Source organism: Microterricola viridarii (genome assembly GCF_001542775.1).
GTDB lineage: Bacteria > Actinomycetota > Actinomycetes > Actinomycetales > Microbacteriaceae > Microterricola > Microterricola viridarii_A.
Genome location: NZ_CP014145.1, coordinates 921,846 through 947,844 on the forward strand (window position 1 = coordinate 921,846; position 25,999 = coordinate 947,844).

26 protein-coding genes are annotated in these 25,999 nt (G+C 69.3%); 20 read left to right on the forward strand and 6 right to left on the reverse strand.

Annotation, left to right across the window (positions count from 1 at the left end; genetic code table 11):
- Positions 1-14: 14 nt before the first annotated feature.
- Both AWU67_RS04115 and AWU67_RS04120 read right to left on the reverse strand, forming a co-directional pair.
- Positions 15-1,520, reverse strand: coding sequence for an ABC transporter substrate-binding protein (locus tag AWU67_RS04115; protein ID WP_067226869.1), 1,506 nt, complete (start codon positions 1,518-1,520; stop codon positions 15-17).
- A gap of 57 nt (positions 1,521-1,577) precedes the next feature.
- On the reverse strand, positions 1,578-2,342 hold the full coding sequence (locus AWU67_RS04120; RefSeq protein ID WP_067226870.1) for a DUF1684 domain-containing protein: 765 nt from the start codon (positions 2,340-2,342) through the stop codon (positions 1,578-1,580).
- A gap of 283 nt (positions 2,343-2,625) precedes the next feature.
- On the opposite strand from AWU67_RS04120, the gene AWU67_RS04125 reads away from it, so the two are divergent.
- The gene (locus AWU67_RS04125) at positions 2,626-3,114 is read left to right on the forward strand and encodes a response regulator transcription factor (RefSeq protein WP_067226871.1); all 489 of its coding nucleotides are present in this window, start codon (positions 2,626-2,628) and stop codon (positions 3,112-3,114) included.
- On the opposite strand, the gene AWU67_RS04130 is transcribed toward AWU67_RS04125, so the two are convergent.
- Entirely contained in the window at positions 3,111-4,250 is a 1,140-nt protein-coding gene (locus AWU67_RS04130; RefSeq protein ID WP_067226872.1) for a GNAT family N-acetyltransferase, read from the reverse strand. The two genes, AWU67_RS04125 and AWU67_RS04130, sit on opposite strands and share 4 nt — an antisense overlap.
- A gap of 181 nt (positions 4,251-4,431) precedes the next feature.
- Here AWU67_RS04130 and AWU67_RS04135 point away from each other — a divergent pair, with 181 nt between their 5' ends.
- Together AWU67_RS04135 and smc are read left to right on the forward strand one after the other, a co-directional pair.
- A complete protein-coding gene (locus tag AWU67_RS04135; RefSeq protein ID WP_082717134.1) occupies positions 4,432-4,860 on the forward strand; it encodes a DUF2809 domain-containing protein in 429 nt (142 codons plus the stop codon).
- 109 nt (positions 4,861-4,969) lie between these two features.
- Complete coding sequence (gene smc / locus AWU67_RS04140; RefSeq protein ID WP_067226874.1) at positions 4,970-8,551, forward strand: chromosome segregation protein SMC; 3,582 nt, start codon at positions 4,970-4,972, stop codon at positions 8,549-8,551.
- 722 nt (positions 8,552-9,273) lie between these two features.
- On the opposite strand, the gene AWU67_RS04145 is transcribed toward smc, so the two are convergent.
- Complete coding sequence (locus AWU67_RS04145; protein WP_234407359.1) at positions 9,274-10,347, reverse strand: VOC family protein; 1,074 nt, start codon at positions 10,345-10,347, stop codon at positions 9,274-9,276.
- 74 nt (positions 10,348-10,421) lie between these two features.
- Between AWU67_RS04145 and ftsY the strand changes: the two genes are divergently transcribed.
- The 6 genes from ftsY to AWU67_RS04175 all read left to right on the forward strand — a co-directional run bounded on the left by ftsY (position 10,422) and on the right by AWU67_RS04175 (position 16,301).
- Positions 10,422-11,297, forward strand: a complete 876-nt coding sequence (gene ftsY, locus AWU67_RS04150) for a signal recognition particle-docking protein FtsY (protein WP_067226875.1) — start codon at positions 10,422-10,424, stop codon at positions 11,295-11,297.
- Between the two features lie 58 nt (positions 11,298-11,355).
- Complete coding sequence (locus AWU67_RS04155; protein WP_067226876.1) at positions 11,356-11,859, forward strand: DUF2004 domain-containing protein; 504 nt, start codon at positions 11,356-11,358, stop codon at positions 11,857-11,859.
- Between the two features lie 3 nt (positions 11,860-11,862).
- Entirely contained in the window at positions 11,863-12,555 is a 693-nt protein-coding gene (locus AWU67_RS04160) for a GNAT family N-acetyltransferase (RefSeq protein ID WP_067226877.1), read from the forward strand.
- Between the two features lie 12 nt (positions 12,556-12,567).
- Positions 12,568-14,124, forward strand: coding sequence for a signal recognition particle protein (ffh, locus tag AWU67_RS04165; protein WP_067226878.1), 1,557 nt, complete (start codon positions 12,568-12,570; stop codon positions 14,122-14,124).
- Positions 14,125-14,136: 12 nt separating this feature from the next.
- Positions 14,137-14,940: an LLM class F420-dependent oxidoreductase gene (locus AWU67_RS04170; protein WP_067232123.1), complete on the forward strand. Its 804-nt coding sequence runs from the start codon at positions 14,137-14,139 to the stop codon at positions 14,938-14,940.
- Between the two features lie 122 nt (positions 14,941-15,062).
- Positions 15,063-16,301: a S1C family serine protease gene (locus AWU67_RS04175; protein ID WP_199922340.1), complete on the forward strand. Its 1,239-nt coding sequence runs from the start codon at positions 15,063-15,065 to the stop codon at positions 16,299-16,301.
- Here the strand turns inward: AWU67_RS04175 and AWU67_RS04180 are convergent.
- Entirely contained in the window at positions 16,285-17,436 is a 1,152-nt protein-coding gene (locus AWU67_RS04180) for a glutamate--cysteine ligase (RefSeq protein WP_067232130.1), read from the reverse strand. The genes AWU67_RS04175 and AWU67_RS04180 overlap by 17 nt on opposite strands.
- Before the next feature lie 260 nt (positions 17,437-17,696).
- Here AWU67_RS04180 and rpsP point away from each other — a divergent pair, with 260 nt between their 5' ends.
- The 4 genes from rpsP (at position 17,697) to trmD (ending at position 19,828) form a co-directional block, all read left to right on the forward strand.
- A complete protein-coding gene (gene rpsP, locus AWU67_RS04185) occupies positions 17,697-18,122 on the forward strand; it encodes a 30S ribosomal protein S16 (protein ID WP_067226879.1) in 426 nt (141 codons plus the stop codon).
- 2 nt (positions 18,123-18,124) lie between these two features.
- Positions 18,125-18,361: an RNA-binding protein gene (locus tag AWU67_RS04190; RefSeq protein WP_067226880.1), complete on the forward strand. Its 237-nt coding sequence runs from the start codon at positions 18,125-18,127 to the stop codon at positions 18,359-18,361.
- Position 18,362: 1 nt separating this feature from the next.
- Complete coding sequence (gene rimM, locus AWU67_RS04195; RefSeq protein WP_234407360.1) at positions 18,363-19,037, forward strand: ribosome maturation factor RimM; 675 nt, start codon at positions 18,363-18,365, stop codon at positions 19,035-19,037.
- Between the two features lie 95 nt (positions 19,038-19,132).
- Positions 19,133-19,828, forward strand: coding sequence for a tRNA (guanosine(37)-N1)-methyltransferase TrmD (gene trmD / locus AWU67_RS04200; RefSeq protein ID WP_067226881.1), 696 nt, complete (start codon positions 19,133-19,135; stop codon positions 19,826-19,828).
- Positions 19,829-20,081: 253 nt separating this feature from the next.
- On the opposite strand, the gene map is transcribed toward trmD, so the two are convergent.
- Positions 20,082-20,849 carry a type I methionyl aminopeptidase gene (gene map, locus AWU67_RS04205; protein ID WP_067226882.1) on the reverse strand — a complete coding sequence of 256 codons (768 nt, stop codon included), beginning with the start codon at positions 20,847-20,849 and terminating at the stop codon, positions 20,082-20,084.
- 82 nt (positions 20,850-20,931) lie between these two features.
- On the opposite strand from map, the gene AWU67_RS04210 reads away from it, so the two are divergent.
- From AWU67_RS04210 to AWU67_RS04240, 7 genes are all read left to right on the forward strand, one after another.
- Positions 20,932-21,477, forward strand: coding sequence for a hypothetical protein (locus tag AWU67_RS04210; protein WP_199922341.1), 546 nt, complete (start codon positions 20,932-20,934; stop codon positions 21,475-21,477).
- Positions 21,478-21,670: 193 nt separating this feature from the next.
- On the forward strand, positions 21,671-22,021 hold the full coding sequence (gene rplS, locus AWU67_RS04215) for a 50S ribosomal protein L19 (RefSeq protein ID WP_067232134.1): 351 nt from the start codon (positions 21,671-21,673) through the stop codon (positions 22,019-22,021).
- A gap of 110 nt (positions 22,022-22,131) precedes the next feature.
- Positions 22,132-22,893, forward strand: a complete 762-nt coding sequence (lepB, locus tag AWU67_RS04220) for a signal peptidase I (RefSeq protein ID WP_067226883.1) — start codon at positions 22,132-22,134, stop codon at positions 22,891-22,893.
- Positions 22,894-23,541 (forward strand): ribonuclease HII, encoded by a 648-nt coding sequence (locus AWU67_RS04225; protein ID WP_067226884.1) that lies wholly within the window; start codon positions 22,894-22,896, stop codon positions 23,539-23,541. It abuts the gene before it with no gap.
- Between the two features lie 55 nt (positions 23,542-23,596).
- Positions 23,597-23,920, forward strand: a complete 324-nt coding sequence (locus tag AWU67_RS04230) for a DUF2469 family protein (protein ID WP_055833087.1) — start codon at positions 23,597-23,599, stop codon at positions 23,918-23,920.
- Positions 23,921-24,055: 135 nt separating this feature from the next.
- The gene (locus tag AWU67_RS04235; protein WP_067226885.1) at positions 24,056-24,442 is read left to right on the forward strand and encodes a YraN family protein; all 387 of its coding nucleotides are present in this window, start codon (positions 24,056-24,058) and stop codon (positions 24,440-24,442) included.
- Positions 24,439-25,998: a YifB family Mg chelatase-like AAA ATPase gene (locus AWU67_RS04240; RefSeq protein WP_067226886.1), complete on the forward strand. Its 1,560-nt coding sequence runs from the start codon at positions 24,439-24,441 to the stop codon at positions 25,996-25,998. Before AWU67_RS04235 ends, AWU67_RS04240 begins: the two co-directional genes overlap by 4 nt.
- Position 25,999 lies beyond the last annotated feature (1 nt).

Sequence of the window (25,999 nt, forward strand, 5' to 3'; positions counted from 1 at the left end):
GTGCACTGAGGCGACTACTTGCGCACGATCTTCGAGACGAAGAACTGCGAGTTCAGCCCGTTGACTCCGTACCCCGAGATGTCGCTGTTCGCGACAACGATCTGCGGGTAGAGGTAGAGCCAGACGCTGGCGGCATCCTGAGCGATCTGCTCGTTGACCAGCTTGAGCTTCGCGGTCTGCTCGTCGGTGCTGCTGGCGGCCTCGGCCTCGGCAACCCACTGGGTGACCTGCGGGTTGTTGTAGCCCCAGTAGAAGTCGGGGTTTCCGTACCAGACCACGTCGCGGTCGTTCACGTGCTCCTGCAGGGTCGCCTCGAAGTTGCGCTCCTTGAAGACCTTGGAGTACCACTCGTCGGCGCTGATCGTGTTGATCTTCACCGTGATGCCGACCTTGGCCAGCTCGCTCTGCAGGAACTCGGCGACGGCCGGGTGCGGGTCGTAGCTGGGGGTGTCGAGCGTGAACTCGAACCCGTCGGCCAGTCCGGCCTCGGCGAGCAGCTTCTTGGACAGCGCCGGGTCGTAGGGGTTCACCTGGGTGAGGTCCTCGTACCACGGGTCGGTCGGCGGAACCATCGAACCGATCAGGGTGCCGTAGTCGCCCCACACCGAGTTGAGCAGCTTCTTGGTGTCGATGGCCGAGTAAACGGCCTTGCGCACGGCGACCTGGTCGAACGGTGCGACCTTGTCGTTGAACGCGAGCAGCTCCTTGGTGGTGGAGTCGCCGTCGCTCACGACGAAGTCCGGGTTGTCGGTGAACTGGCTGAGCTGGTCGGGGCTCTGCACGCTCGTGATCACGTCGATCTGGTTGGTGACCAGCGCGTTGCTGAGTGCCGTGGCATCCGTGAAGTAGTTGAAGACGACCTCTTTGTTGGAGGCCTTCTCGCCCCAGTAGCCGCTCCAGCTGTCCAGGCTGAGCGAGCTGCCGCGCTTCCAGTCGCCGACCGTGTACGGGCCGGTGCCATCCTCGGTCGTCTTGATGTCGGTGGCGGCATCGTTGACGATCCAGATGTAGCTGAGGTTGTAGATGAAGGAGATCGACGGTGCAGACAGCGTGATGACGACGGTTGCGTCATCCGGGGTCTGGATGTCGCTGATCACCGAGAAGCTCTTCTTGCGGGCCGACTGCGAATCCTCGGCCGTGACGCGCTCGATGCTCGACTTGACGTCGGCGGAGGTGAGCGGGTCTCCCGAGTGGAAGGTGACGCCATCCTGCAGCGTGAACGTGTAGGTCAACCCGTCATCGCTCACCGAGTTGCTGGCGGCGAGCACTGGCTCGACCTCGCCGGAGTCGGTGAGGCGGAACAGGCCCTCATAGACGTTGCCGGTGAGCGCCTCGGTGACGCCCTGGCCGCCGCCGCCCACGTTGCTGAGGTTCTGCGGCTCGTACAGCGATCCGACCTCGATGGTGGCGTCGGCGGCAGTCGCCCCGCCGGTGTTGCTGGTGCCGCCGCCCGCTGCGCAACCCGACAGGGCCAGCGCTGCGGCGACGGACAGGGCAATGGCGCCCGTGGATCTCTTCACGTGTTACTCCTGGGGGTTGTGGTGCTGTGGGGAAGGTGGTGCTGGGGAGGTGTCTAGCTAGAGGGTGTAGATGTCGAAGCCGCCGGTGAACTGGGCCACCCGCTCGCCGGCCTCTACGGGCAGGGCGAAGCGGTTCTGGGCCGGCGGCATCGGACAGTTGTACTGCACCGAGAAGCCGCACGGCGGCACGAAGGCACGGTTGAAGTCGAGAGTGACGGGGCCGGGCGTGCCGAAGCTTCCACCGTCGCTGCGCTGCACGAACAGGAAGCGACCGGAGCCGTACGTTCCGGTATCGCCGGCTTGGCCGTTCGTGGCGTCGCCGAACACGAGCAGCAGGGTGCCGCCGTCGTCGAAGGCGCTCATGGTGTACTCGGTGTCGCCGAGGGTGAAGCGGATGTCGCCGGGCACGACGAGGTCGCGTGAGCCGCCGTTGTCGCGGATGTGCTCGAACGGCACGGTGCGGCCCTCGGCGACCGGGGTGAACTCGGCCTGGATCAGCCAGGCCGGGTCGTAGTCGAAGACGGGGACGGTGTCGAAGGCCTGGATGGCAGGGGAGGCGGAATCCCAGAGGCGCACGCCGTGCTCCGGCGCGCCCGTGTCCAGGTTGCGGCGCTGCAGTACCGTCGCGGTCACCGTCGCGGGCTGGCCGACGAGGGCGTCGCTCGCGCTCTGCTGCACACCATCGGGCAGCCAGCGGGTCTCCACCAGCGCCAGGTTGCCCTGCGGGGCAATGAGGGCCGCGAGGCGCGCCTCGTGCCACTCGGAGTGCTCGGCGATGACGTCGGCGACGGGGGCTGCGACGGAGGCGGTGCTGGCTGACATGATCTCGATTCTGGGCGGGTGCCGCGGTGTGTGCGAATTGTGTTACCGCATGGGTCAAACCGCTGTGGGGCACGAAGAATTCCATCGCGGATGAAGAATCATCCGATTCGGCGAAAGCCTTCGTGCGGACTGCGCGGAGCTGATCGGATCAGCGGCGCAGTGTTCTATATATTACACGTGATTAAGGAAGCCATAACCGTTCGGCATGTGTCTGACCGCCGTACGGGCAGGTGAGGACCCAGTACGTGGCGTGCCGTCCTCCTTCGGGAGGATTTCCGAGGCGTTGCTCGACGGGATCACGGCAACGGAGCGCATCCTCGCCGAGACGCGCGGGCGCGGTGACGCGACCGCGCCTCGTATCATCATCCTCACCACGCACCAGCGCGAGGTGGCAGCGTTGCGCGCCATCACGGCGGGGGCCAGCGGATTCCTGATGAAGGACGCGACCCCGGAGTTCTTGCTGGCGGCCATCCACGCCGTGCACCACGGGGAGTCGGTGGGTGCCCCGAACTCCACCGTGGCTCTCCTCAAGGATGTGCCGTATGGCGTCCAGCGGCCCGCGAACGACAGCGTGATTGCGCCGCTCTCCGCGCGGGAGAAAGAGATGTTCCTGCTGGTCGCGCGTGGCCTCAGCAACGCTGAGATCGCGGCATCCGCTTACATCTCGGAGACGACCGTGAAGAGCCACATCTCGAGCATCTTCGTCAAGCTCGACCTGGTGTCGCGGCTGCAGATCGTCGCTTTCGCCTACGAGCACCGCCTAGTGCGCTAGGCAGGCGGCTCGACCACCTTCTGCCAGGAGGCGATGTAGCCGACAGGTTCGAAGCCGAGCCCGCTGTTGATGCGCAACATGTGCTCGTTCTCGTCGGCGTTCCAGGTGTAGACCCGCCGCCTGGCCGGGGCGACCTCGGCCAAGCTGAGCAGGTTGGCGGTCTTGAGCAGCTGGCCCAGGCCGTGCCCGCGGTGCTCCGCGAGCACGAGCGTGTCGCCCTGGTGGGCGAGGGTCGGATGCTCTGCCGGCAGCTCGAGCTCGGTGTAGGCCACGACGGCACCGGTGCTGCGGTCGAGGGCGACGGCCCGCAGCAGGCCCCTGCCCGCCTCGGCCGCCTCCGCCTCGTACTCGCGCACGCGCTCGGCGTTCCACCGCTCTGCGCCGACCACGAGGTCGGCCGCCGGAGCGTCGGTCGCCATGTGGCCGAGCGCCGCAGCGAAGGAATCGATGTGTTCCTCCGGCGTCTCCTCGCCCCAACTCTGCAGCTCGTACTGTTCGCCCGTGTGCTGGGCGGCCTCGGCGAGCTCCCGCTGCAGCGCAGGCAGGCCGTCCTCGCCATGCCCCCGCTCGAACACACTCACCCGCTCCAGCTGGGCCAGCGTGTAGCCGTGCCGCAGGGCGAAGCGCGCCCGCGGGTCGGTCTCCGGGATGACGGCGGCGCCGGCGGAGGCGGCCAGCCGGTGCGCGTCCTCCGGCGCCGCCGCGAGGCTCTGCGCTGAATGGTCGGTGTAGCTGGAGAGCACGGTGCGGCCGGCATCCAGCGCGATCTGCTCGGCCGCGGCGAGCAGCCGGTCGCCGAGTCCCTGCCCGCGCAGCCGGGGCAGCGTGGCCACCCACAGGAACGCCGTCGTGTCACCGTCCTCAAGCTCGTAGCGCACCCGCGCACTGCCGACGACCTCCCCGCCCTGCCAAGCCGCCAGCAGCACCCGGCGGGTGAAGGCGCTCTGGCCGTACTCGGGCAGGGCGGATGCCGGCCCCAGCCACGCGTCGCGGTGCCCCCACGCCTCCGCCTCGATGAGCCCGGCGAACTCGATGGCCAGCTCGAAGGAACGCCCGCCGACCCCGCCGAGGTGGTTGGGGATCGGCACCTCGCGGATCTCGATCGGCATCCCGTCCTGCGCGGTGTGGTCGCTCATGGCGTGCTCCGTCCGTTCTGCATGTGCGCAGCGCGCACCCGCCTGTGCCGATTCTGTCTGTGCCGATTCTGCATCCGCAGCGCCGATTCGGCTAGGGATCGCATCGAAGGAGGGCAAGTCTCGTCCTCCCGGTGCAGTCCACCGCCGCGCCTCCACGGCGGTGCCTGCGTAGGCTGGCGCGATGAGCTCAACGCCGAAACCGCGCGCCCGCCGCTGGGTCATGCTCGGCCTGAGTGCGCTCGCGACGATCGCCGTGGGGCTCATGGCGCGGTTCGCGCTCGGCGGCATTGTCGGCGACATCCTCGGCGGCGTGCTCTACGCCGTGCTGGTGTTCCTGCTCGTGACCGCGGCGACCTGGCTGCTGCGGCCGCGGGGCCGGGTGAGTTGGTGGGGCATCGCCCTGCTCAGCGCGGCGCTCTGCTGGGCCGTCGAGCTGTTGCAGCTCACCAGCCTGCCGGGGGAGTGGGCGGCGGTGTTCCCGCCCGCCCGCTTGGTGTTCGGCACGACCTTCTCCGCTGTGGACCTCGGGGCCTACGCGATCGGCGCCGTGCTGGCCGGTGCCGTCGCGATGCTCGCCTCTCGGCGCGAGGATCTGCCGCTCACCGGGTGATTCTGCGGGATTCTGCGGCGAATGCCGGTACCGTAGAGCCAGTATCCGCGCGGGATGCGAGCCCAAACCCGACGGGCAGATCACCGGGCACAGAGAGAACGAGGCACGCGTGTATTTGAAGAGCCTGACCCTCAAGGGGTTCAAGTCCTTCGCGCAGCCGACCGTCTTCGCCTTCGAGCCCGGCGTCACCTGTGTGGTCGGGCCGAACGGCTCCGGCAAGTCCAACGTCGTCGACGCCCTCGCCTGGGTGATGGGGGAGCAGGGCGCGAAGACCCTGCGCGGCGGCAAGATGGAAGACGTCATCTTCGCCGGAACCTCCTCCCGCGGCCCGCTCGGCCGGGCAGAGGTCACGCTCACCATCGACAACTCCGACGGCGCCCTGCCGATCGAGTACACCGAGGTCACCATCAGCCGCACGCTGTTCCGCAACGGGGCCAGCGAGTACGCCATCAACGGCCGCGGATGCCGGCTGCTGGACGTGCAGGAACTGCTCAGCGACTCCGGCCTCGGCCGCGAGATGCACGTCATCGTCGGTCAGGGCCAGCTCGACTCCGTGTTGCGCGCCAGCCCAGAGGAACGCCGCGGCTTCATCGAGGAGGCCGCCGGCATCCTCAAGCACCGTCGCCGCAAAGAGAAGACGCTGCGCAAACTCGACGCGATGCAGGCCAACCTGACCCGGTTGAGCGACCTGGCCGGCGAGATCCGACGCCAACTGAAACCCCTCGGCAAGCAGGCCGCAATCGCCCGCGAGGCGCAGTCGATCGCCGCCGTCGTGCGCGACGCCCGCGCCCGCCTGGTCGCCGACGAGGTCGTGGGCCTGCGCCGGGCCCTCGACGACTACACCCGCACAGAACACGAGCGACACAGCGAGCGGATCGTGTTGCAGGAGCAGCTCGAGCAGAAGCAGCATCGCGTGCTGCGCCTTGAGCAGGCCCAGCTGGGCGACGCCGTCGACGTGGCCCGCCGCACCAGCTTCGGCCTGGAATCGGTGCAGGAGCGCCTGCGTGGCCTGTTCACCCTGGCCAACCAGCGCATCGCGCTGCTCGGTAGCGAACCGGGCACGCTCGAGCGCGGCGCCGGCATCAGCCAGGCGATGCTGCAGGAGGCCCAGGAGGAGGTCGAGCGGCTGCGCGAGAACGTCGCCGCCGCCGAGGCCGGCCTGCTCTCCGCTCAGAACAACACGGCCGCAGCCCGGCAGCGGCTCGACGCCCTCGACGACGAGATCGCCGCGCAGAGCGCCCTCGTCTCGCGGCACGACCTCGAGATCACCAAACTCACCGGCACGGCGGATGCCGCGGCCTCCCGCCTCGCCGCCGTGCGCGGCGAGGTGCTCCGCCAGCAGAACGCCTCGGAGGCGGCTGCGGAACGCCGCGCCAAGGCCGAGCGCGACTTCGCCGAGCTCGAGTCGGCGGCCGAGCAGAACGAGGCCAGCGAGACGAACCTCGACGAGGGCTACGAGCTCGCCCAGGCGCAGGTCACCCGGGCCGAGGCCGAGATCGAACGCCTGCGCGATGAACTGCACAGCGGCGAGCGGGAGAAGGACGCCCTCGCCGCCAAGGTCAGCGCGCTCTCCCGGGCCCTCGACAGCAGCGACGGCTCGGCCGAGTTGATCGCGGCCGGCCTGAACGGCGTGCGCGGCATCGTCGCCGAGAGCGTGCAGGTCAGGCCCGGCTTCGAGGCCGCCATCGCCGCCGCGCTCGGCACCCTTGCCGACGCCATCCTGGTGCAGAGCAGCGCGGACGCCCACGCGGCCGTCGACCACGCGGCGGAGCACGGCCTCGGCCGGGTCGAGCTCGTGATCGCCGACCCAGATTCCGACAGCGCCTCCGCGCCCGGCGCTGATTCCGGCCCGCGCCGGCCCAGCCTGCCCGGGAGCGCGCTTCCTGGAATCACCGCCCCGACATCCGTCGTCACCGCCCCGCCCGGTGTGCTCGGCGTGCTTGCCCACGTGGTCATCGCCGACGACCTGGCCACCGCCCGTGCAGCGGCGCCGCAGCTGGCTACCGCCTCCGCCGGCACCCCTGTCACCGTCGTCACCCGGGCAGGCGAGGTCCTCACCGAGTATGTGCTGCGCGGCGGATCCGGCGGCGAGCAGGGCCGCATCGAGCTTCTCGCCGAACGGGATGCCGCGGCCGAACGGCTCGGCGAGCTGGGCTCGCTGATCGAGCGCGCCCGCTTCGCCCTCACCGAGCAGCGGGCCAGCCACCAGACCGCGAAGTCCCAGGCTCAGGCGGCGTTGGCCTCCCTGCGCGAGTTCGACTCGGCACTCGCCGCGCAGACAGAGCGGCTGAACCGCGCCCGGGTGCAGGCGGAGGCAGCCGTCGCCGAGTTCGACAGGCTGAGCAAGGCGCTCGAGCTGGCTGCCGGCCGGGTGGGCGAGGCCGAGGCCGCCGCCGTGAAGGCGAAGGCCGAGCTGGACACGGCGCGCTCCCGGCCGCGGCCGCTGCTGGACGCGAGCGCGCGCGACGCGCTCTACGCGGAACTCGAGAAGTCCAGGGAGACCGAGATCGAGGCCAGGCTCGGCCTGGAGACGGCCCGGGAGCGGGTGCGCGCAGAGCATGCCCGTGGCGAGGCCCTGGCCAGGCAGCGCGAGCAGGAGCGGGCGGCCGCCGAGGAGGCGGCGCGACTGGCCGTCATCCGTCGGCGCCAGGTGGACGCCGCCAGCGCCGTCGTGAATGCGCTACCGCCCATCCTCGCCTCCGTCGACGCTTCCGTCGCCGAGGCCCGGCTGGAGCTGACCACGGCGGAAGGCAAGCGCGCGACCGAGAACGCCGAGCTCGCCACGCTGCGTCGTGAGGAGCAGGCCCTGCGGGAGCGCCTCGCCGTCATCACCGAGAACGTGCACGGGCTCGAACTGCAGATCTACGAGAAGAAGCTTCATCTCTCCAGCCTGCTGGAACGCGCCTTCTCTGAGCTGGGGCTCGACGAGGGCGTGCTGGTGAGCGAGTACGGCCCGGAGGTGGAGATCCCCGCCGAGGGCGACGGCGAGGAGCCCGGCCGCTTCGACCGGGCCGTGCAGCAGCGCCGGCTGGAGAAGGCCGAGCGCACCTTCGCGCAGCTCGGCCGGGTGAACCCGCTCGCTCTCGAGGAGTTCGCCGCGCTCGAGCAGCGCCACCTCTTCCTCACCGAGCAGCTCAGCGACCTCACGAAGACCCGCGCCGACCTGCTCAGCATCATCGAGGAGATCGACGAGAAGATGCAGACGATCTTCGCCGCCGCGTTCGAAGACACCCGGGAGGCCTTCGGGCAGGTGTTCCCCGTGCTGTTCCCGGGCGGTACGGGCAGCATCACGCTGACCAACCCAGATGACATGCTCACCACCGGTATCGAGGTTTCGGTCAAGCCGGCCGGCAAGAAGATCGAGCGGCTCTCGCTGCTCTCCGGCGGGGAGCGCTCGCTGGCGGCCGTCGCCCTGCTGATCGCGATCTTCAAGGCGCGCCCCAGCCCGTTCTACATCATGGACGAGGTGGAGGCGGCCCTGGATGACGCCAACCTCGGCCGGCTGCTGACGATCTTCCAGGACCTGCGCGAATCCAGCCAGCTCATCGTGATCACCCACCAGAAGCGCACAATGGAGATCGCCGACGCCCTCTACGGCGTCTCGATGCGGCAGGACGGCGTCTCCGCCGTCGTCGGCCAGCGCATCGCCGCCGAGAGAGGCTCAGCCGAGCCGGAGCAACGCGCCGGCTAGCCGCACTCGGCCTCGACGGCCCCGCTGTCCGGCACGACGAGACCTCGATTTCGACAGGCTCAATCAGCGGGGGTTTCGCACTCCCGTTGGCTCGAGGGAGCGCCAGCGACCGAAGCCAACCCCGCGGGAGCCGGGCGACGCATGTCGGTTGGCTCCGGGGCTTCGGGCGCTGCGCTGCTCCTTCGTCGCGGCGCTGCGCCCTCCAGCCGGCGTGCTTTCTCCCGTTGGCTCGAGGGAGCGCCAGCGACCGAAGCCAACCCCGCGGGAGCCGGGCGACGCATGTCGGTTGGCTCCGTGGCTTCGGGCGCTGCGCTGCTCCTTCGTCGCGGCGCGGCGCCCTCCAGCCGGCGTGCTTTCTCCCGTTGGATTGAGGGAGCGCCAGCGACCGAAGCCAACTCCGCGGGACCTGCCGCGCCCGTGCCGCTGCTCGGCCTGCCCCGCTGTCCGGGCTGTCGAGACCTCGATTTCGACAGGCTCAATCAGCGGGGGTTTCGCCCTCCCGTTGGCTCGAGGGAGCGCCAGCGACCGAAGCCAACCCCGCGGGAGCCGGGCGACGCATGTCGGTTGGCTCCGTGGCTTCGGGCGCTGCGCTGCTCCTTCGTCGCGGCGCGGCGCCCTCCAGCCGGCGTGCTTTCTCCCGTTGGCTCGAGGGAGCGCCAGCGACCGAAGCCAACTCGCCGGCACCAGCTCGCCGAAGCTGCCGCCCCCGTGGCGCTGGAAGGCTAGCCGGCGTTGTCCGGGAGCGAGCCGGCGTCGAGCAGGCGCACGGTGTTGCCCCACGGGTCCTCAGTGGTGAGCGAGCCGTCGGCGTGCTCCGTCGGCACGCCCGCGTCGGCCAGGCGGGCCGCCGCGGCATCCAGCTCGGCGCCGTCGGCGAGGATGACGGTGAACTCGCGGAGTCCCTGTGTCGCCGCGCGCGCCCCGGCGCCCGCGCTGTTCCAGGTGTTCGCGGCGAGGTGGTGGTGGTAGCCGCCGGCCGACATGAACAGGGCGCCGGTGGACTCGCTGGTGATGTCGAAGCCGAGGGTGTCGACGTAGAAGGCCCTGGCGGCGTCGAGGTCGCCGACGCTCAGGTGCACGTGACCGAGCGTTGCGGCGGATGCCGGGGTCGACTCATCGAGGTTGTCTGCGATGAACTGGTTGGGGTCGAGGTCCGCCGAGCCCATCGTCACTTGGCCGTCGACCCACTCCCACTCGTTGCTCGGCCGGTCGACGTAGAGCTCGACGCCGTTGCCCTCCGGGTCGCCGAGGTAGAACGCGAGGCTCACGCGGTGGTCGGCGCTGCCCTGGTAGCTGGCCGGAGCGCGCTCGGCGACCTGCGCCAGCGACGCGGCCAGCGACGCGGAATCCGGGAACAGGATCGCGGAGTGGTAGAGGCCGGCGTCGGAGCCGCCACGGGCGGGCGCGGCGGCGTCGTGCACCAGGCGGATGAGGGTCTCACCGCCCTGGCCGAGGGAGACCTCTGACTCGCTCTCGGCGATGACCTCCAGTCCAACGGCGTCGGCGTAGAAGCTGCGCATCGCCGGCAGTTCTGCCACGGTGAGGCTCACCGCGCCCATGCGCGTGTCGGCATGCAGCAGGCCAGAGGTCACCGGTCCAGAGGTCACCGGTCCAGAGGAGTCGCCGCGATTCGGGGCACCGATTCCGTTCGCCGTGGAGGTCTGGCCGGCGCGATCGGCCGCGGTCACGGCAATGAGGACACCGCCGCCAACAACGGCGGTGGCCACCACGGCGATCGCCGCGATCACGGTCAGCGAGGGGCGGGACGAGCGGGAGCGTGCGGAATTCCTGGGCATGACTGGGGCCAACCGTGCTGTCGCGGCCGCTATTCCTGTGAAGGTGGTGCACGCGCACGCCTTAAGCTGGGCATATGGCTGAACGCACCCCCTGGTCTCTTTCTGGCGCGCTCCGCGGCATGTTCGCGAAGAAGACGATCGACGACGACACCTGGAGCGACCTTGAGGACGCCCTCATCAAGGCCGATTTCGGACCGGATGTGACCGATGCGCTCGTCACCGAGCTGCGGGGCAAGGTCGCCAAGTACCGCACCACCGACCCGGCCGACCTGCAGCGGATGCTGCGGGAGACGATCGAGGAGCGGCTGGCGAAGCTGGACTCGACGCTCAAGCTCACCGAGCGCCCCGCCGTCGTGCTCGTCGTCGGGGTCAACGGCGTCGGCAAGACCACCACGATCGGCAAGTTCGCCAAGTTCCTGCGCGGCTACGACCGCACCGTGCTCGTCGGCGCTGCCGACACGTTCCGTGCCGCAGCCGTCGAACAGCTGGCCACCTGGGCCGAGCGTGCGGGCGTCGGCATCGTGCGCCCGCAGATGCAGGGCCAGGACCCGGCCGCCGTCGCCTTCCAGACCATCGAGCGGGCCAAGGCCGAGGGCACCGAGATCGTCATCATCGACACCGCCGGCCGGCTGCAGACCAAGGGTGGCCTGATGGACGAGCTCGGCAAGATCCGCCGCGTGATCGAGAAGCAGGCGCCGATCTCCGAGGTGCTGCTCGTGCTCGACGCCACCACCGGCCAGAACGGCCTCGCCCAGGCGGAGGCGTTCATCGAGCACGCCGGCGTCACCGGCCTCGTGCTGACCAAGCTCGACGGCTCCGCCAAGGGCGGCTTCGTGCTCGCCGTGCAGGAGAAGACCGGCATCCCGATCAAGCTGGTCGGCCAGGGCGAGGGAATCAACGACCTGACCGGCTTCACGCCGCACGTCTTCGCCCAGAAGCTCGTCGGCTAGCGCCGACACCTCAGACCGAAACCTCGTCGGCCCGCGCCGGCACCAAGGAGAAACACGCATGGCCATCGAACACGACTTTTTCGGCTACCTCGGCAGCGAGAGCGACGACGAGCTCTACTGGTCGGAATCTGTCGAGGTCGGCGAGCAGGATGTCGACGTCTCGCTGAGCGCACCCGACGAGAACGACGTCGCAGAAGAGTCCCTCGACATCGCGGCCGGCATGATCGGCCAGCTGGAGGGCCTCGACTCCGACGCCCGCGAGGCCTTCGTTGGTGAGCTGTCGACCGACACCTCCAACACCATCGCCTACTTCTACCAGAGCGTCGCCGAGCTCGGCGACGAGATCCTCGATGACGCCATGAGCCGCGAGTCCGGCGACCGGCAGATCGACTTCCTGCGCTCGATGCGCCTGCTCCGGGTCAGCTTCCTGCCGCACAACGCCGGCGACGACGAGCCGTTCGCCCTGTTCGAGTACTCGATCGCGCCGGGGGAGAGCGACGCCGTGCTGATCGCCCGCTTCAACATCAACGCCGACGTCATCGGCACCGAGACCGCGAGCTGAGCCGTGGCCGGCTTCGTCCCGCGCCCCGACCCGCGCCCTGCAGACACCGCCTGGCCCGAGATGTCCTGGCCGGTGCCGGGCGACACCGTGCTGCGCGGCCGGCTCGTTGAGCTAGCGACGGGCGATGCCGAGCGGGATGCCGCCGAGCTGTTCACCGCGCTCGACGACGACGCCGTCTGGACGCACGTCGCCGGCCGGCCGCGCACCATCGACGACGCCGCGCAACGCCTCCGTGCCGCCACCCGGCCCACCCGCCAGCAGTGGACCATGCGCACCCTGCACGAGCACCGCGGGCTCCCAGCCGGCAGCGTGATCGGCTCGACCAGCCTCATCGACGTGCAGCCAGAGAACGCCAGCCTCGAGATCGGCTCCACCACCTACGCGCCGGCCGTGTGGGCGGGTCCGGTGAACCCCGAGACGAAACTGCTGCTGCTCGGCTACGCGTTCGACACCCTCGGGGCCGGCCGTGTGCAGCTGAAGACCGACATCCGCAACACCCGGTCGCAGCGCGCCATCGAGCGTCTGGGCGCCCGCTACGAGGGGGTTCTCCGCCGGCACATGCGGCGGGATGACGGCACGGTGCGCGACACGGTGATGTTCTCGATCATCGCCGAGGAGTGGCCAGAGGTGCGCTCAGCCCTCCAGAAACGGGTCGACGCCGCCGTGGCGGCGGAACAGGGCTCCGCACTCAACTAAACTGTCAGCACCATGGCTACATTTGGAACGCTCTCCGACCGGCTTGCCGAGACCTTTAAGAACCTGCGCACGAAGGGCAAGCTCTCCGCTGCCGACGTCGACGGCACCGTGCGCGAGATTCGCCGCGCCCTGCTCGACGCCGACGTCGCCCTCGATGTCGTCAAGGACTTCACCGCCACCGTGCGCGAGCGCGCCCTCGGCGACGAGGTCAACAAGGCGCTGAACCCGGCCCAGCAGGTCGTTCAGATCGTCAACGAGGAGCTCATCCGGATCCTCGGCGGCCAGCAGCGCCGCCTCGAGTTCGCCAAGAAGCCGCCGACAGTCATCATGTTGGCCGGCCTCCAGGGTGCCGGTAAGACCACCCTCGCGGGCAAGCTGGCCAAGTGGCTCGCCAAGGACGGCCACACCCCGCTGCTGGTCGCCAGCGACCTCCAGCGCCCCAACGCCGTCACCCAGCTGCAGGTCGTCGGGGAGCAGGCCGGCGTGCCGGTGTTCGCCCCCGAGCCCGGCAACGGCGTCGGTAACCCGGTCAAGGTCGCCAAGGACGGCGTCGCCTACGCCAAGCAGAAGCTGCACGACGTCGTCATTGTTGACACCGCCGGTCGCCTCGGCGTCGACGCCGAGCTGATGAAGCAGGCCTCCGACATCCGCAAGGCCATCGACCCCGACGAGGTGCTCTTCGTCATCGACGCCATGATCGGCCAGGATGCCGTGGCAACCGCCAAGGCCTTCCAGGACGGTGTCGACTTCACCGGCGTCGTGCTCTCCAAACTCGACGGCGACGCACGCGGTGGTGCCGCCCTCTCGGTGGCCTCCATCACCGGACGCCCGATCATCTTCGCCTCCACCGGCGAGGGCCTGGACGACTTCGAGCCGTTCCACCCCGACCGCATGGCCAGCCGCATCCTTGACCTCGGTGACATCCTCACCCTGATCGAGCAGGCCCAGTCGGCCTTCGACGAAGACGAGGCCCGCGCGGTCGCCGAGAAGTTCGCGACCGACAGCTTCACCCTCGACGACTTCCTCAAGCAGATGCAGCAGCTGCGCAACATGGGCTCCATCAAGAAGATGATGGGCATGCTGCCCGGCGCCGGCGCCATGAAGCAGCAGCTGGAGAACTTCGACGAGCGCGAGATCGTGCGCACCGAGGCCATCATCCAGTCGATGACCAAGGCGGAGCGGCTCAACCACAAGCTGCTCAACGGCTCACGCCGCCTGCGCATCGCCAAGGGTTCCGGCATGAGCGTCACCGAGGTGAACCAGCTCATCAGCCGCTTCGAGCAGGCTGCCAAGATGATGAAGACCGTTGCCAAGGGCGGCATGCCGCAGGTTCCCGGCATGGGCCCGATCCCCGGCGGCATCGGCCGCGGCCGAGCGCAGCAGGCCAAGAGGAAGGGCTCCAAGTCGGGCAACCCCGCCAAGCGCGCCGCGGAGAACGCGGCGATCGCCAGCGGTGCCAAGCCCGGCGGAGTCTCGGCGCCGAGCGGCTCCGGCTTCGGTCTGGGCGGCGCACCCGCGCCGAGCGAGGACGACCTCGCGAACTTCCAGAAGCTACTGGGCAAGGGCTAGGCCGTGACGGCTGTGGCGCCCGCGCGGCGGGTTCGACTCGGCGTGCAGATCGCGCCGCAGCACGCGCACTACTCGAAGATCCGCGACACCGTGGCCGAGATCGAAGATCTCGGCGTGGACATCGTCTTCAATTGGGACCACTTCTTCCCACTGACCGGTGACCCGGACGGCTTGCACCTCGAGTCGTGGACGATGCTCGCCGCCTGGGCCGAGCAGACCAACCGGATCGAATTCGGCGCGCTGGTCAACTGCAACAGTTACCGCAACGCCGACCTGCAGGCCGACATGGCCCGCACCATCGACAACATCAGCGCCCGCGACGGGGGGAGTGGCCGGTTCCTCTTCGGCACCGGCGCCGGCTGGTTCGAGCGCGACTACGCCGAGTACGGCTACGAGTTCGGCACGGCCGGCAGCAGGCTCAACGCGCTCTCCGACGCGATGCCGCGCATTCGGGCCCGCTGGGGGGCGCTGAACCCGCCGCCCACCCGTGACATCCCCGTGCTCATCGGCGGCGGCGGCGAGAAGAAGACGCTTCGCATCGTCGCCGAACACGCCGACATCTGGCACTCGTTCAGCTCTGCGGAGGTGCTCGAGCACAAGCTCGGCGTGCTCGGCGACTGGTGCGCGCGGGTCGACCGCGACCCCGCCGAGATCGAGGTCTCCGTCGAGCTCCGCGCGCGCAGCCAGGCGGAGGCCGACGAGCTGCACGCCCTCGGGGCGACGCTGTTCACGATCGGCATCAGCGGCCCGCACTACGACCTCGCCCCGGTGCGCGACTGGCTCGCCTGGCGGGACGCGAAGAACGCGCTGCTCTGACGACGAGTCGCCCTCGGAATGAGTCGCGCCGATGACGCGCCGCTCCGCGTGGGTCTGGCTGAACTCCGCCGTCGCGCCATAGACTCCGAGAACGGCAACGCTTCGCACGGAATGGGGAACAAGTGGACGAGGAACCGGGGCGCACCCCACAGAATCCGACACCGGCCGAACCACCCGCTGCGGCAGCGACACCGCCCGCCGCGGAGCCGACACTGCCCGCAGCCGCACCGGCACAACCGGTCGCTGAGCGCACACCCTTCTTCTCCCGCCCCGGCGCATTGCTGGGGGCCGCGCTCGTCGTCGGTGTTGTCGGCGGGTTCCTCGGCGGCTACCTCGGCCAGCTCGCCGGCTCGGCCGGAACGGCTGGCTCTGCAAGCGCGACGAGTTCCCCGACGGGCACGGTCGACTCTCCTGCGGGGGGCTCCTGCAACGCCGAAACCGTGGCGGCCACCGTGCTGCCATCGATCGTCACCATCAATGTGGTCAGTGAGGCCGGCGGCGGGGTCGGCACCGGCTCCATCATCCGCGACGATGGCTACATCCTCACGAACAACCACGTCGTCGCCGACGCCGCGAACGGTGCGAGCATCGTCGTCATCTTCAGCAACGGCCAGCAGATCCCGGCGACGCTCGTCGGGCGCTCCCCGCAGGCCGACATCGCCGTCGTCAAGGTCAACGCCGACTCGAAGCTTCCGACGGTCGCGATCGGCGACTCAGACACCGTCACCGTCGGGCAGCCCGTCGTCGCCCTCGGTGCACCCCTCGGGCTCTCCGGCTCCGTCACGGCCGGCATCGTCAGCGCACTCGGACGCGACGTCCCCGTGCCGGCCGACGACGGCACGACGGCCGTGCTGGCCGGAGCCATCCAGACCGACGCCGCGATCAACCCGGGCAACTCCGGCGGCGCCCTCGTCGATTGCAGCGGCGCCCAGATCGGCGTGAACTCGGCGATCGCCACCGTTCCGAACGCCTCGGGCGTCTCCGGCGGCGGCAGTGTCGGAATCGGATTCTCCGTGCCGGTGAACCTGGCCATCACGCTCGCCGAGCAGCTGATCGAGACCGGGAAGGTCAGCTACCCCTACTTCGGCATGCAGGTCGTCGTGATCCCGGCGGAAGTCGCGGCGAAGTTCAACACCGAGCCCGGCCTGTTCGTCGAGGGCGTCGCCCCGGGCGGGCCGGCGGATGCGGCCGGCCTCCAGGACGGTGACATCATCACGGCGCTCGACGGCCAGCCGGCCATCGACGCGGCGGTGCTGACCCGGATCAAACTGACCAAGAAGGTGGGCGATACCGTCGAGATCGACTACCTGCGCGGGGCAGAGCCCCACAGCACGACCCTGACGCTCAGCGAGGCGCCGTAGCGGCAATCCCGCCGCCGCGGAGCTCGCGGGACAGCGCGGCCACGACAGCGCGCAGGTCGCCGCCGGCGGCCTCGGCGGTGCGGAGCTGCCGCTGGTAGCTGGCACCGTGGTTGAGGATGTCCAGCACGGCGGCGAGCTCGGCCGGGCAGCCGAGGTCTTCGGCGATCGGGGCGAGCTCCGCAACCAGGCGGCGCAGCTCGTCGGAGACCGGCGCTTCTCGCCCCGCCGTGTCGAGGATGACGGTGGCGTCGAGCCCGTACCGGGCGGCGCGCCACTTGTTCTCCCGCGCGTACCAGGGCTGCAGCCAGGCGAGCGTCTCGCCGGCGTCCAGCTGGCGCGACATCCGCTCGACCAGGCAGTGGATGAGCGCGGCCACCGCGCCGAGCTCTGCAGCACTGGACACGCCGTCGCAGGCGCGCATCTCCAGGGTGCCCCAGTGCGGCGACGGTCGGATGTCCCAGCGCACCTCGGTGTAGTCGTCGATGATGCCCGTCGTGCTCATGTCGTGCACGTAGCGCTCGTAGTCGGTCCAGGCGGCGAGCTCGTAGGGCAGGCCGGCCGTCGGCAGCTGCTGGAACATCAGCGCCCGGTTCGAGGCGTAGCCGGTGTTCACGCCCGCCCAGAACGGGCTGGAGGCCGAGAGAGCCAGCAGGTGCGGCAGGTAGCTGCTCAGCCCGCCCAGTAGCGGCAGGGCCTTGTCGCGCGACTCGATGCCCACGTGCACGTGCACACCCCAGATCATCATGTTGCGCCCCCACCACTGGGTGCGCTCGATCAGGCGGTGGTAGCGCGGCTTGTCGGTGACCTGCTGGTCATACCACTGGCCGAAGGGGTGTGAGCCGCTGCAGATCAGCTCGACGCCGCGTGGGTCGGTGACCCGGCGCACCTCGGCGAGCTGCCCCTCGAGCTCGCGCACGGCGTCGCCGACGCTCGTGTGCACAGAGGAGACCAGTTCGACGGTGTTGAGCAGCAGTTCGCCGGTGATGTGCGGATGCCGCGAGCCGTCGTCTCCGGCCAGCGCCTCGAGCACCTCGGCGGCCACGCCAACGAGCTCCCCGCTCTCGCCGTCGACGAGCGCCAGCTCCCATTCGATGCCAACGCTGGAACGCGCCGACTCGGCGAAACTGATCTGCACGGGCAACACCGTTCTGAGAGGAGTGGGGGAGCGCTGCAATTCTGCCACGCGGCGGCCGGCGGCATCCGATCGGCAACTTTCAGTGAAAATTATGCCCCAGGATTGGGACACCCGGCAGATAGGTGCAAGAATGGTCTGTCGAGCACTGTTTCGTCCGACCCTCTAATCAGACTTACAGTGCCCCTTTGAGCTTTTGCCGAGTGTGCACCCCACGCTCACGGCTGTCAGTTCGCCCATTTCACAAAACACACAGGAGAATTGTGGCTGTCAAGATTCGTCTCAAGCGCATGGGTAAGATCCGCGCACCGTACTACCGCATCGTCGTTGCCGACTCGCGCACTAAGCGCGATGGCCGCGTCATCGAGGAGATCGGCAAGTACCACCCGACCGAGAACCCCTCCTTCATCGAGGTCAACTCCGAGCGTGCTCAGTACTGGCTCAGCGTCGGCGCACAGCCGACCGAGCAGGTTGCGGCCATCCTCAAGCTGACCGGCGACTGGGGTCAGTTCAAGGGTGACAAGAACGCCGTCAGCACCGTCCAGGTGAAGGAGCCCAAGGCTGCCTTCGTCGCCGACGAGAAGAAGAAGCCCGTTCTGAAGCCCAAGGCCGAGAAGCCTGCCGCGAAGGAAGAGGCTCCGGCTGCTGAAGAGACCACCGACGCTCCCGCAGCGGACGAGCAGGCCTAGTCTTGCTCGCTCCCGCTTTGCAGCACCTCGTCAAGGGGATCGTTGATCACCCGGACGACGTGCAGGTTGTGGCCAAGAACTCCGCCCGCGGCGACGTGCTCGAGATTCGTGTGAATCCCGAGGACCTCGGCCGGGTGATCGGTCGCGCCGGACGCACCGCCAAGGCTCTGCGCACCCTCGTGGCTGCGCTGGCCGACGGCAAGCGCGTTCGCGTCGACGTCGTTGACACTGACTTCTAACGTGAGTGACGACGACGCGCGCCGCACACAACTGCGGGTTGGGCGCCTGACCAAGGCGCACGGCCTCAAGGGTGCAATCAAGCTGGAGCTGTTCACGGATGACCCGGGGCGACGTTTCGTCCCGGGCGCCGTGTTCTCCTTGCAGGTTCCCACGGATTCCCCGTGGCACGGCAAGACCATCGAGTTGGCCGAGATGCGCTGGTACAACAGCCACCCGGTCGGCTTCTTCGTCGGCGTTCCCGACCGCGACGCGGCCGAGTCCCTGGCGAAGGCGATCCTCTGGATCGATCAGGACGACGCAGAGTCGACCGATGAGGAAGACGCCTGGTACGACCACCAGCTCGTCGGCCTCAAGGTCGTGCGCGACGGTGTCACGGTCGGCCAGGTCGCTCGCATCGAGCACTTCCCCGCCCAGGACCTCATCATCGTGAAGACTCCGAACGGTGAGGTGATGGTCCCGTTCGTGAAGGCCATCGTCTCTGCCGTCGATGTCCCGGGTGGCGTTGTCACGGTGACGCCGCCGACGGGCCTCTTCGAGGAGCTCCCGGACGACGAGCCCGCAACCGCTGAGGTTGACGGCGCGGAGCCCGCTGCGGTCGAGAACGGCGCTGTCGAGACCGACACTGTCGAGAACGGCGCTGTCGAGAACGACGAGGCCGCGGGCCAGCCCGAGTAACACCCCCAGAATCACCTGAAACGGCGACGCGGTCATCCGCGTCGCCGTTTCTGTTCCCGCACGCCTTCGTCGGCACACCCTCATAGGATTGAACAATGCGCATCGACATCGTCACGATTTTTCCCGAGTTCTTCGATGTGCTCGACATCTCGCTGCTGGGCAAGGCCCGCGCGAACGGCCTCATCGAACTCGGCGTGCACAATCTGCGCGACTTCACCCACGACCGCCACCACACCGTCGACGACACCCCGGCAGGCGGCGGCGCCGGAATGGTGATGAAGCCGGAGCCCTGGGGTGAAGCCCTGGATGCGGTGCTCGAGAACGGCGCCGACGACCCGATCATCATCTTCCCCTCGCCGGCCGGCGTGCCCTTCGACCAGAAGATGGCGCGCGAGCTGGCCCATGAACAACAGATCGTGTTCGGCTGCGGCCGCTACGAGGGCATCGACCAGCGCGTGTTCGACCACTATGCCGACCGCGGGCGTGTGCGCCTGGTGAGCCTCGGCGACTACGTGCTGAACGGCGGCGAGGTGGCCGTGATGGCCATGATCGAGGCCGTCGGCCGTCTGATCCCCGGCGTCGTCGGCAACCCGGAGAGCCTTGTCGAGGAGTCCCACGAAGACGGCCTGCTCGAATACCCCAGCTACACCAAGCCCGCCGTGTGGCGCGAGCGTGAGGTGCCGCCGGTGCTGCGCAGCGGCGACCACGGCGCGATCGCCCGCTGGCGCCACGAGCAGCAGATCGAGCGCACCCGCCGGGTGCGGCCCGACCTGCTTCCGCCGGAGCTCTAAGCCCCAGGCCCGCGCGTTGTCGCGGTCGCGCTGCGCTCGCGGACGCCGCACGCGCTCACGGCCCCCGAAAAGTCTCGCGGCCCCCGACATATCGGGGGCCGCGAGACTTTTCGGGGGCCGCGACGGCTGGGTGCTCAGGGAGGCCCGCTCAGCGGGGCCTGCTCAGCGAGGCCCGCTCAGCGGGGCCTGCTCAGCGAGGCCTGCTCAGCGAGGCCTGCTCGCCGGACCGGCGACCACTGGCCTGGCGGGGCCGTCAGTGGCGTGCGGTCAGGACGCGCGGGCCGTCCTCGGTGATGGCGACGGTGTGCTCCATGTGGGCGCCGCGGGACCCGTCGGCGCTCCGCAGCGTCCAGCCGTCGGCATCCGTCACGATGCGATCGGTGGTGTGCAGGAACCACGGCTCGATCGCGATGACCAGGCCGGGGCGGAGCGGCAGGCCGCGGTTCGGGCGGCCGTCGTTCGGCACGTGCGGGTCGCCGTGCATGGTGCGGCCGACGCCGTGGCCGCCGAAGTCGGTGTTGATGGTGTAACCGTCACCGTGGCCGACGGCGGCGATGGCGGCAGAGATGTCGCCGATCTTGTTGCCGGGCTGCGCGGCGGCGATGCCGGCTGCCAGGGCGCGCGTCGTCGTGTCGATGAGGGCCAGGTCCTCTTCGCGCGGCGTGCCGACCACGATCGACAGGGCGGAGTCGCTGACCCAGCCGTTGACGGATGCCGCGAAGTCCAGGCTCAGCAGGTCGCCGTCGCGCAGTGCGTAGTCGTGGGGGAGTCCGTGCAGCACGGCGTCGTTCACCGAGGTGCAGATGACCTTGCCGAACGGGCTCGCGCCGAAACTCGGGTGGTAGTCGATGTAGCAGCTCTCGGCGCCGGCCTTGCGGATCATGTCGTGGGCGAGGCGGTCCAGCGTCAACAGGTTCACGCCGACCTTCGCGGCGGCGGCGGTTGCGGTGAGCACGCTCGCCACGAATCGGCCCGCCGGGGCCATCTGCTCGATCTCGGCCGGGGTGCGCAGCTCAATCATGGGCCGTCCTCTCTCTGGTCATTCCATTCTCCCTCAGCGAACGCGGGGCGCGTGCCCAGCCTGGCGGCGTTACGCTGAGCACGTGAATACCGTTTCCGCCCTCATTCGCCGGGCGTTCTACTACTGGCAGTTCATCGCCGTGTTCGTGCTGCCGGCCTGGCTGTTCGTCGGCTGGGGGCTATTCGGCGGCAGCGGCTGGGGATTCCTGGGGCTGCTGATCATGGCGCCCATCGTCTTCATCGGCCTGCTGGTGATCGCCCTCATCATCTTCGCCCGGCCGCCGGTGCGGCGCAGCCGCGCGGTGTCGTGGAAGGACGTGGCCCTGCTGGTGGTGCTGCACGGCTCCATCATCGGCATCGGCTTCTTCGGCGACGCGGCCACCTGGTTCCTCGTGCTCGCGGTCCTCGCCGCGATCGCCGGCTTCTGGCTGACCCTCTGGGAGCTGGTCACAGAGGGTGCGCGCAGCATGCAGGACACCATGGACGCCTTCGAGCAGGCGGCCCGTCCGCCCGAGCAGCCGGCCCCCTATATTCCCGGGGCGGGGCCCGCCCCGCAGACGCCACCGCGGCCCCGACCGAAGCCCGGCGACGACCCTGAGGTGATCGTGATCCATGAGGTGCGCGACTAGGGGGCCTGCGGCATCCGGCCCGCGTTTTGGCGTGGGTGCCCTGCGCATGCCACAATTGACGATTGTGCTGCAACACGGCTCTGCCTCCGGGGAGTCAGCGACACGCTCTCGGGCGTGAATGCTCGGCAACACAATTCTTTTACCGAAACCTATTTCAGTGTTCGACCGGATGCGGGCACAGAGAGCGAACATCATGCAGATCCTCGACGCAGTCGATGCAGCATCCCTCAAGTCGGACATCCCCGACTTCCGCGCCGGTGACACCGTCAAGGTGCACGTGAACATCATCGAAGGCACGCGCGCGCGTGTTCAGATCTTCCAGGGCGTCGTCATCGGCCGCTCCGGCGACGGTGTCCGCGAAACCTTCGCGGTTCGCAAGATCAGCTTCCAGGTCGGCGTCGAGCGTACCTTCCCGGTTCACTCCCCGGTCATCGAGAAGATCGAGGTTGTGACCCGCGGTGACGTGCGTCGCGCCAAGCTCTACTACCTGCGGGAACTCCGCGGCAAGAAGGCGAAGATCAAGGAGAAGCGCGACTTCTCGTAAGTCACGCACATCTTGGCTTGAGCTCCCCACCCCTAGACTGGGCGGGGGGCTCAAGCGCCTTAACGGAGAAAATTCGTGAATGACAGACACACTTTCGACAACGGGCGGCGATGACTGACACGGGCCAGGAACTGCGCCGCGAACGCAGGCCATCACGCGGATCACGGCGCCAGCGCGGAGTCCTGTTATTCCTGCGTGACCTGCTGATCATCTTCGTCATCGCGATCGCGGTCTCCTTCGTTGTGAAGACCTTCCTGATCCGCTCCTTCTTCATCCCCTCGGAGTCGATGCGGGAAACCCTGCAGGTGCACGACAGGATCATCGTGAACCAACTCGTTCCCGGCGTCGTGCCGGTCGAGCGAGGCGACGTCGTCGTGTTCCGCGATCCGGGCGGCTGGCTGGCCCCCGCACCACAGATCGAGCAGAACCCGCTGGTGGCCAGCGTCGACTGGCTGCTCTCCCTGGTCGGGCTCTCCGCCCCCGACAGCAACGACCACCTCATCAAGCGCGTCATCGGGCTGCCCGGCGACCACGTCGCGTGCTGCAATGCCCTCGGCCAGATGAGCGTGAACGGCGTGCCGCTCGACGAGTCGCCCTACGTGACATTGCCCGTTGGCGACACCCGCGTCTCCCGTGACGACTTCGAGGTGACGGTGCCGGCCGGCTCGCTCTGGGTGATGGGCGACAACCGCTACAACTCCAAGGACTCCCGCTACAACGGCGACACTCCGGGCAAGGGCTTCGTGCCGATCGACAACGTCGTCGGGCGCGCGTTCGTGGTCAGCTGGCCGCTCTCGCACTGGACATGGCTCGACAACTACCCGGGCGTCTTCGGTGGCGTGCCGACCGCCCCGAGCAGCGGCACGCAGTAGATGGCCGTGCAGTTGCCCACCCTGGAGGTGGAGAACGAGCTCTTCGCCAACGGAATCCGCTACGTGATCGGCTGCGACGAGGTCGGCCGCGGCGCGATGGCCGGGCCGGTGTCCGTCGGCATGGCCGTCATTGACGCCGGCGCCGGGGCCTTTCCTGACGGCCTGCGTGACTCCAAGCTGCTCAGCGAGAAGCGCCGCGAGGCCCTCGCGCCGCTCGCCGCCGATTGGGTGCTCTACTCAGCCGTCGGCGAGGCGAGCGCGGCAGAGGTGGACGCGCTCGGCATCACCGCCTGCCTCGGCCTCGCCGGTAAGCGGGCCCTGCTCGCGCTGCACGCCGCGGGAGCGGACATCGCCGCCAGCGTGGTGCTCCTCGACGGCTCACAGGACTGGCTGAACCCGGCCCTGGCCTCGCCGCTCCGGGTGCAGACTCGGATCAAGGCCGACCGTGACTGCGCGTCGGTTGCCGCGGCATCCGTCATCGCCAAGGTGCACCGTGACCACCAGATGATCGCCGCCCACGAGGAGCACCCGCACTTCGGCTGGGCCGGCAACAAGGGCTACGGCAGCCCCGCGCACATGGGCGCGATCGCCGAGCACGGCCCGACAGAACTGCACCGGGTGTCGTGGATCAAGACCGAGCCGCGCTGAGAGCTGCCGTCGGGCGCGAGCCGGGCCGGCAATGCCGGGCTAGGATTGAGGAACCATGGATGAAGATGAATTCGAGGACTACGACCGCGAGGTCGAGTTGGCCCTCTACCGCGAGTACCGCGACATCGTGGCGCAGTTCCAGTACGTCGTCGAGACGGAACGGCGTTTCTACCTGGCCAACGAGGTCGATCTGGTGCGCCGCGACACGGAGCACGACTTCTACTTCGAGCTGACCATGAAGGACGTCTGGGTGTGGGACGTCTACCGTTCCGACCGCTTCGTGAAGTCCGTGCGCGTGCTGACGTTCAAGGACGTCAACATCGAGGAGCTCGCCACCAAGGAGTTCGAGCTTCCCAAGGAACTCGCGCTCGACGAGTAACCCCGGCTCCGTTGCCGGCTTCGCCGTCCGTGCCTGTTGTGCACAGACGGCGCGCTCGGCCCTGATCTGCACAGGGTTCAATGTTCTCCGTTCCGCGCCTGCGCGCCCCGGCACTCTGGGTGTCGGAGGTGCACGATGGCTGAACAGGGTGCTGCACACGGTCGGCAAGGCAATCAGCGGCTCGGTCGTTTCGGCGAGCAGCAGGCCGTGCGCTACCTGGAGTCCACCGGCTACCGCGTGCTCGAGCGCAACTGGCGCTGTAAGCACGGCGAGATCGACATCGTCGCCGCGCAGGATGGCCGACTCGTCTTCGTCGAGGTGAAGACCCGCACGAGCGACGCCTTCGGGCACCCCTTCGAGGCCATCACTGCCGCCAAGCTGCGGCGGATGCACGTGCTCGCGCGCCTCTGGTGCGCCGCCCACCCCGGCATCACCGGCCTCGTGCGGTTGGACGTCATCGGAATCCTCGCGCCAGCGGGCCGACCGGCGCGGATCGAGCATCTCGAGGGCGTGCACGCGTGAGGGTCGTCGGGCGCACCAGGGCCGTCGCGCTGCTCGGGCTGAGCGGCGCCATCGTCGAGGTGGAGGCAGACATCTCGGCGCAGCTGCCGAAGATCGTGCTGATCGGGCTGCCAGACACGGCGCTGCAGCAGGCGACCCACCGGGTGCGGGCCGCCGCCGCAAACGCGGGCATCCCGCTCTCGCCCATGGCGATCACGGTGAACCTCTCACCGGCGTCCCTGCCCAAGCATGGCAGCGGCTTCGACCTCGCCATCGCACTGGCCTGCCTGGCGGCCGCCGGCGACGTGGGTGGCGCCTCGGTTGGTCGGGTGGTGCACATCGGCGAGCTCGCCCTGGATGGGCGGCTGCGGCCCGTCGCCGGCGTGCTGCCCGCGGTGATCGCCGCCCGCCGCGCCGGATGCGACACCGTGATGGTGCCGAGCGCGAACGTGGCCGAGGCCGCGCTGGTGCCCGGAATCCGGGTGCTCGGCATGCCGGGGCTGCGCGATGCGGCGATCTGGCACGGCGGCAACTTTGAGCCGATCCCGATCGAACCGATCGAGCCGGCCCCGACCGTCGCCGCACCCGCCGGTCCGGCGCACGAACCGGATATCGCCGACGTGGTCGGGCAGGATGCCGCCCTGTTCGCCCTGCAGGTGGCAGCGGCCGGCGGCCACCATGCGTTCCTGCTCGGCCCGCCGGGAGCCGGTAAGACGATGCTCGCCGACAGGCTGCCCGGGCTGCTGCCCGACCTGGACGAGCAGGCGGCGCTGGAGGTCAGCAGCATCCGCTCACTCAGCGGGCTCGGCGTCGGCAGTGCGCTCAGCAACCGGCCGCCCATCGAGAGCCCGCACCACACCGCAACCGCGGCGGCGATGGTCGGCGGCGGCTCCGCGGTCATCCGGCCGGGCGCAGCCGTGCGCGCGGGGCACGGGGTGCTGTTCCTCGACGAGGCCCCAGAATTTCAGACGGCCGTGCTCGACGCGTTGAGGCAGCCGTTGGAGTCCGGCGTGATCAGCATCCATCGGGCCAATGCCGTGGCGCACTTCCCGGCCCGGTTCCAACTCCTGCTGGCCGCGAACCCCTGCCCCTGCGGGCAGTTCGGGGTGGAGGGCGGCGACTGCACCTGCCCGCCGAACGCCAGGCGGCGCTATCTGGCGCGGCTTTCCGGGCCGTTGCTTGACCGTATCGACATCCAGCTGCGGGTGCAGCGGGTGACGTCCACACACCTGGCGATGGCCGAGCAGCGTGCGGGGGAGCCCGGCGGTACGGTGCTGACGACTGCCGCCGCCCGCAGGCTGGTCGAGCAGGCGCGGGCGAGTGCCGCCGAGCGGCTGAGCACGACACCGTGGGCGCTCAACAACGAGGTTCCCGGCGAGTGGCTGCGTGCCCGGGTGCGTCGTCCGGGCACACAGGCGCTGGCCGCGCTGGACCGGGCGCTGGAACGCGGCGGGGTGACGATGCGCGGCTACGACCGCGTGCTGCGCGTCGCCTGGTCGATCGCTGACATCGAGGGCGCGACGATGCCGGGAGCCGAACACATCGCGCAGGCGCTCTATCTGAGACGAGGGATCTGAC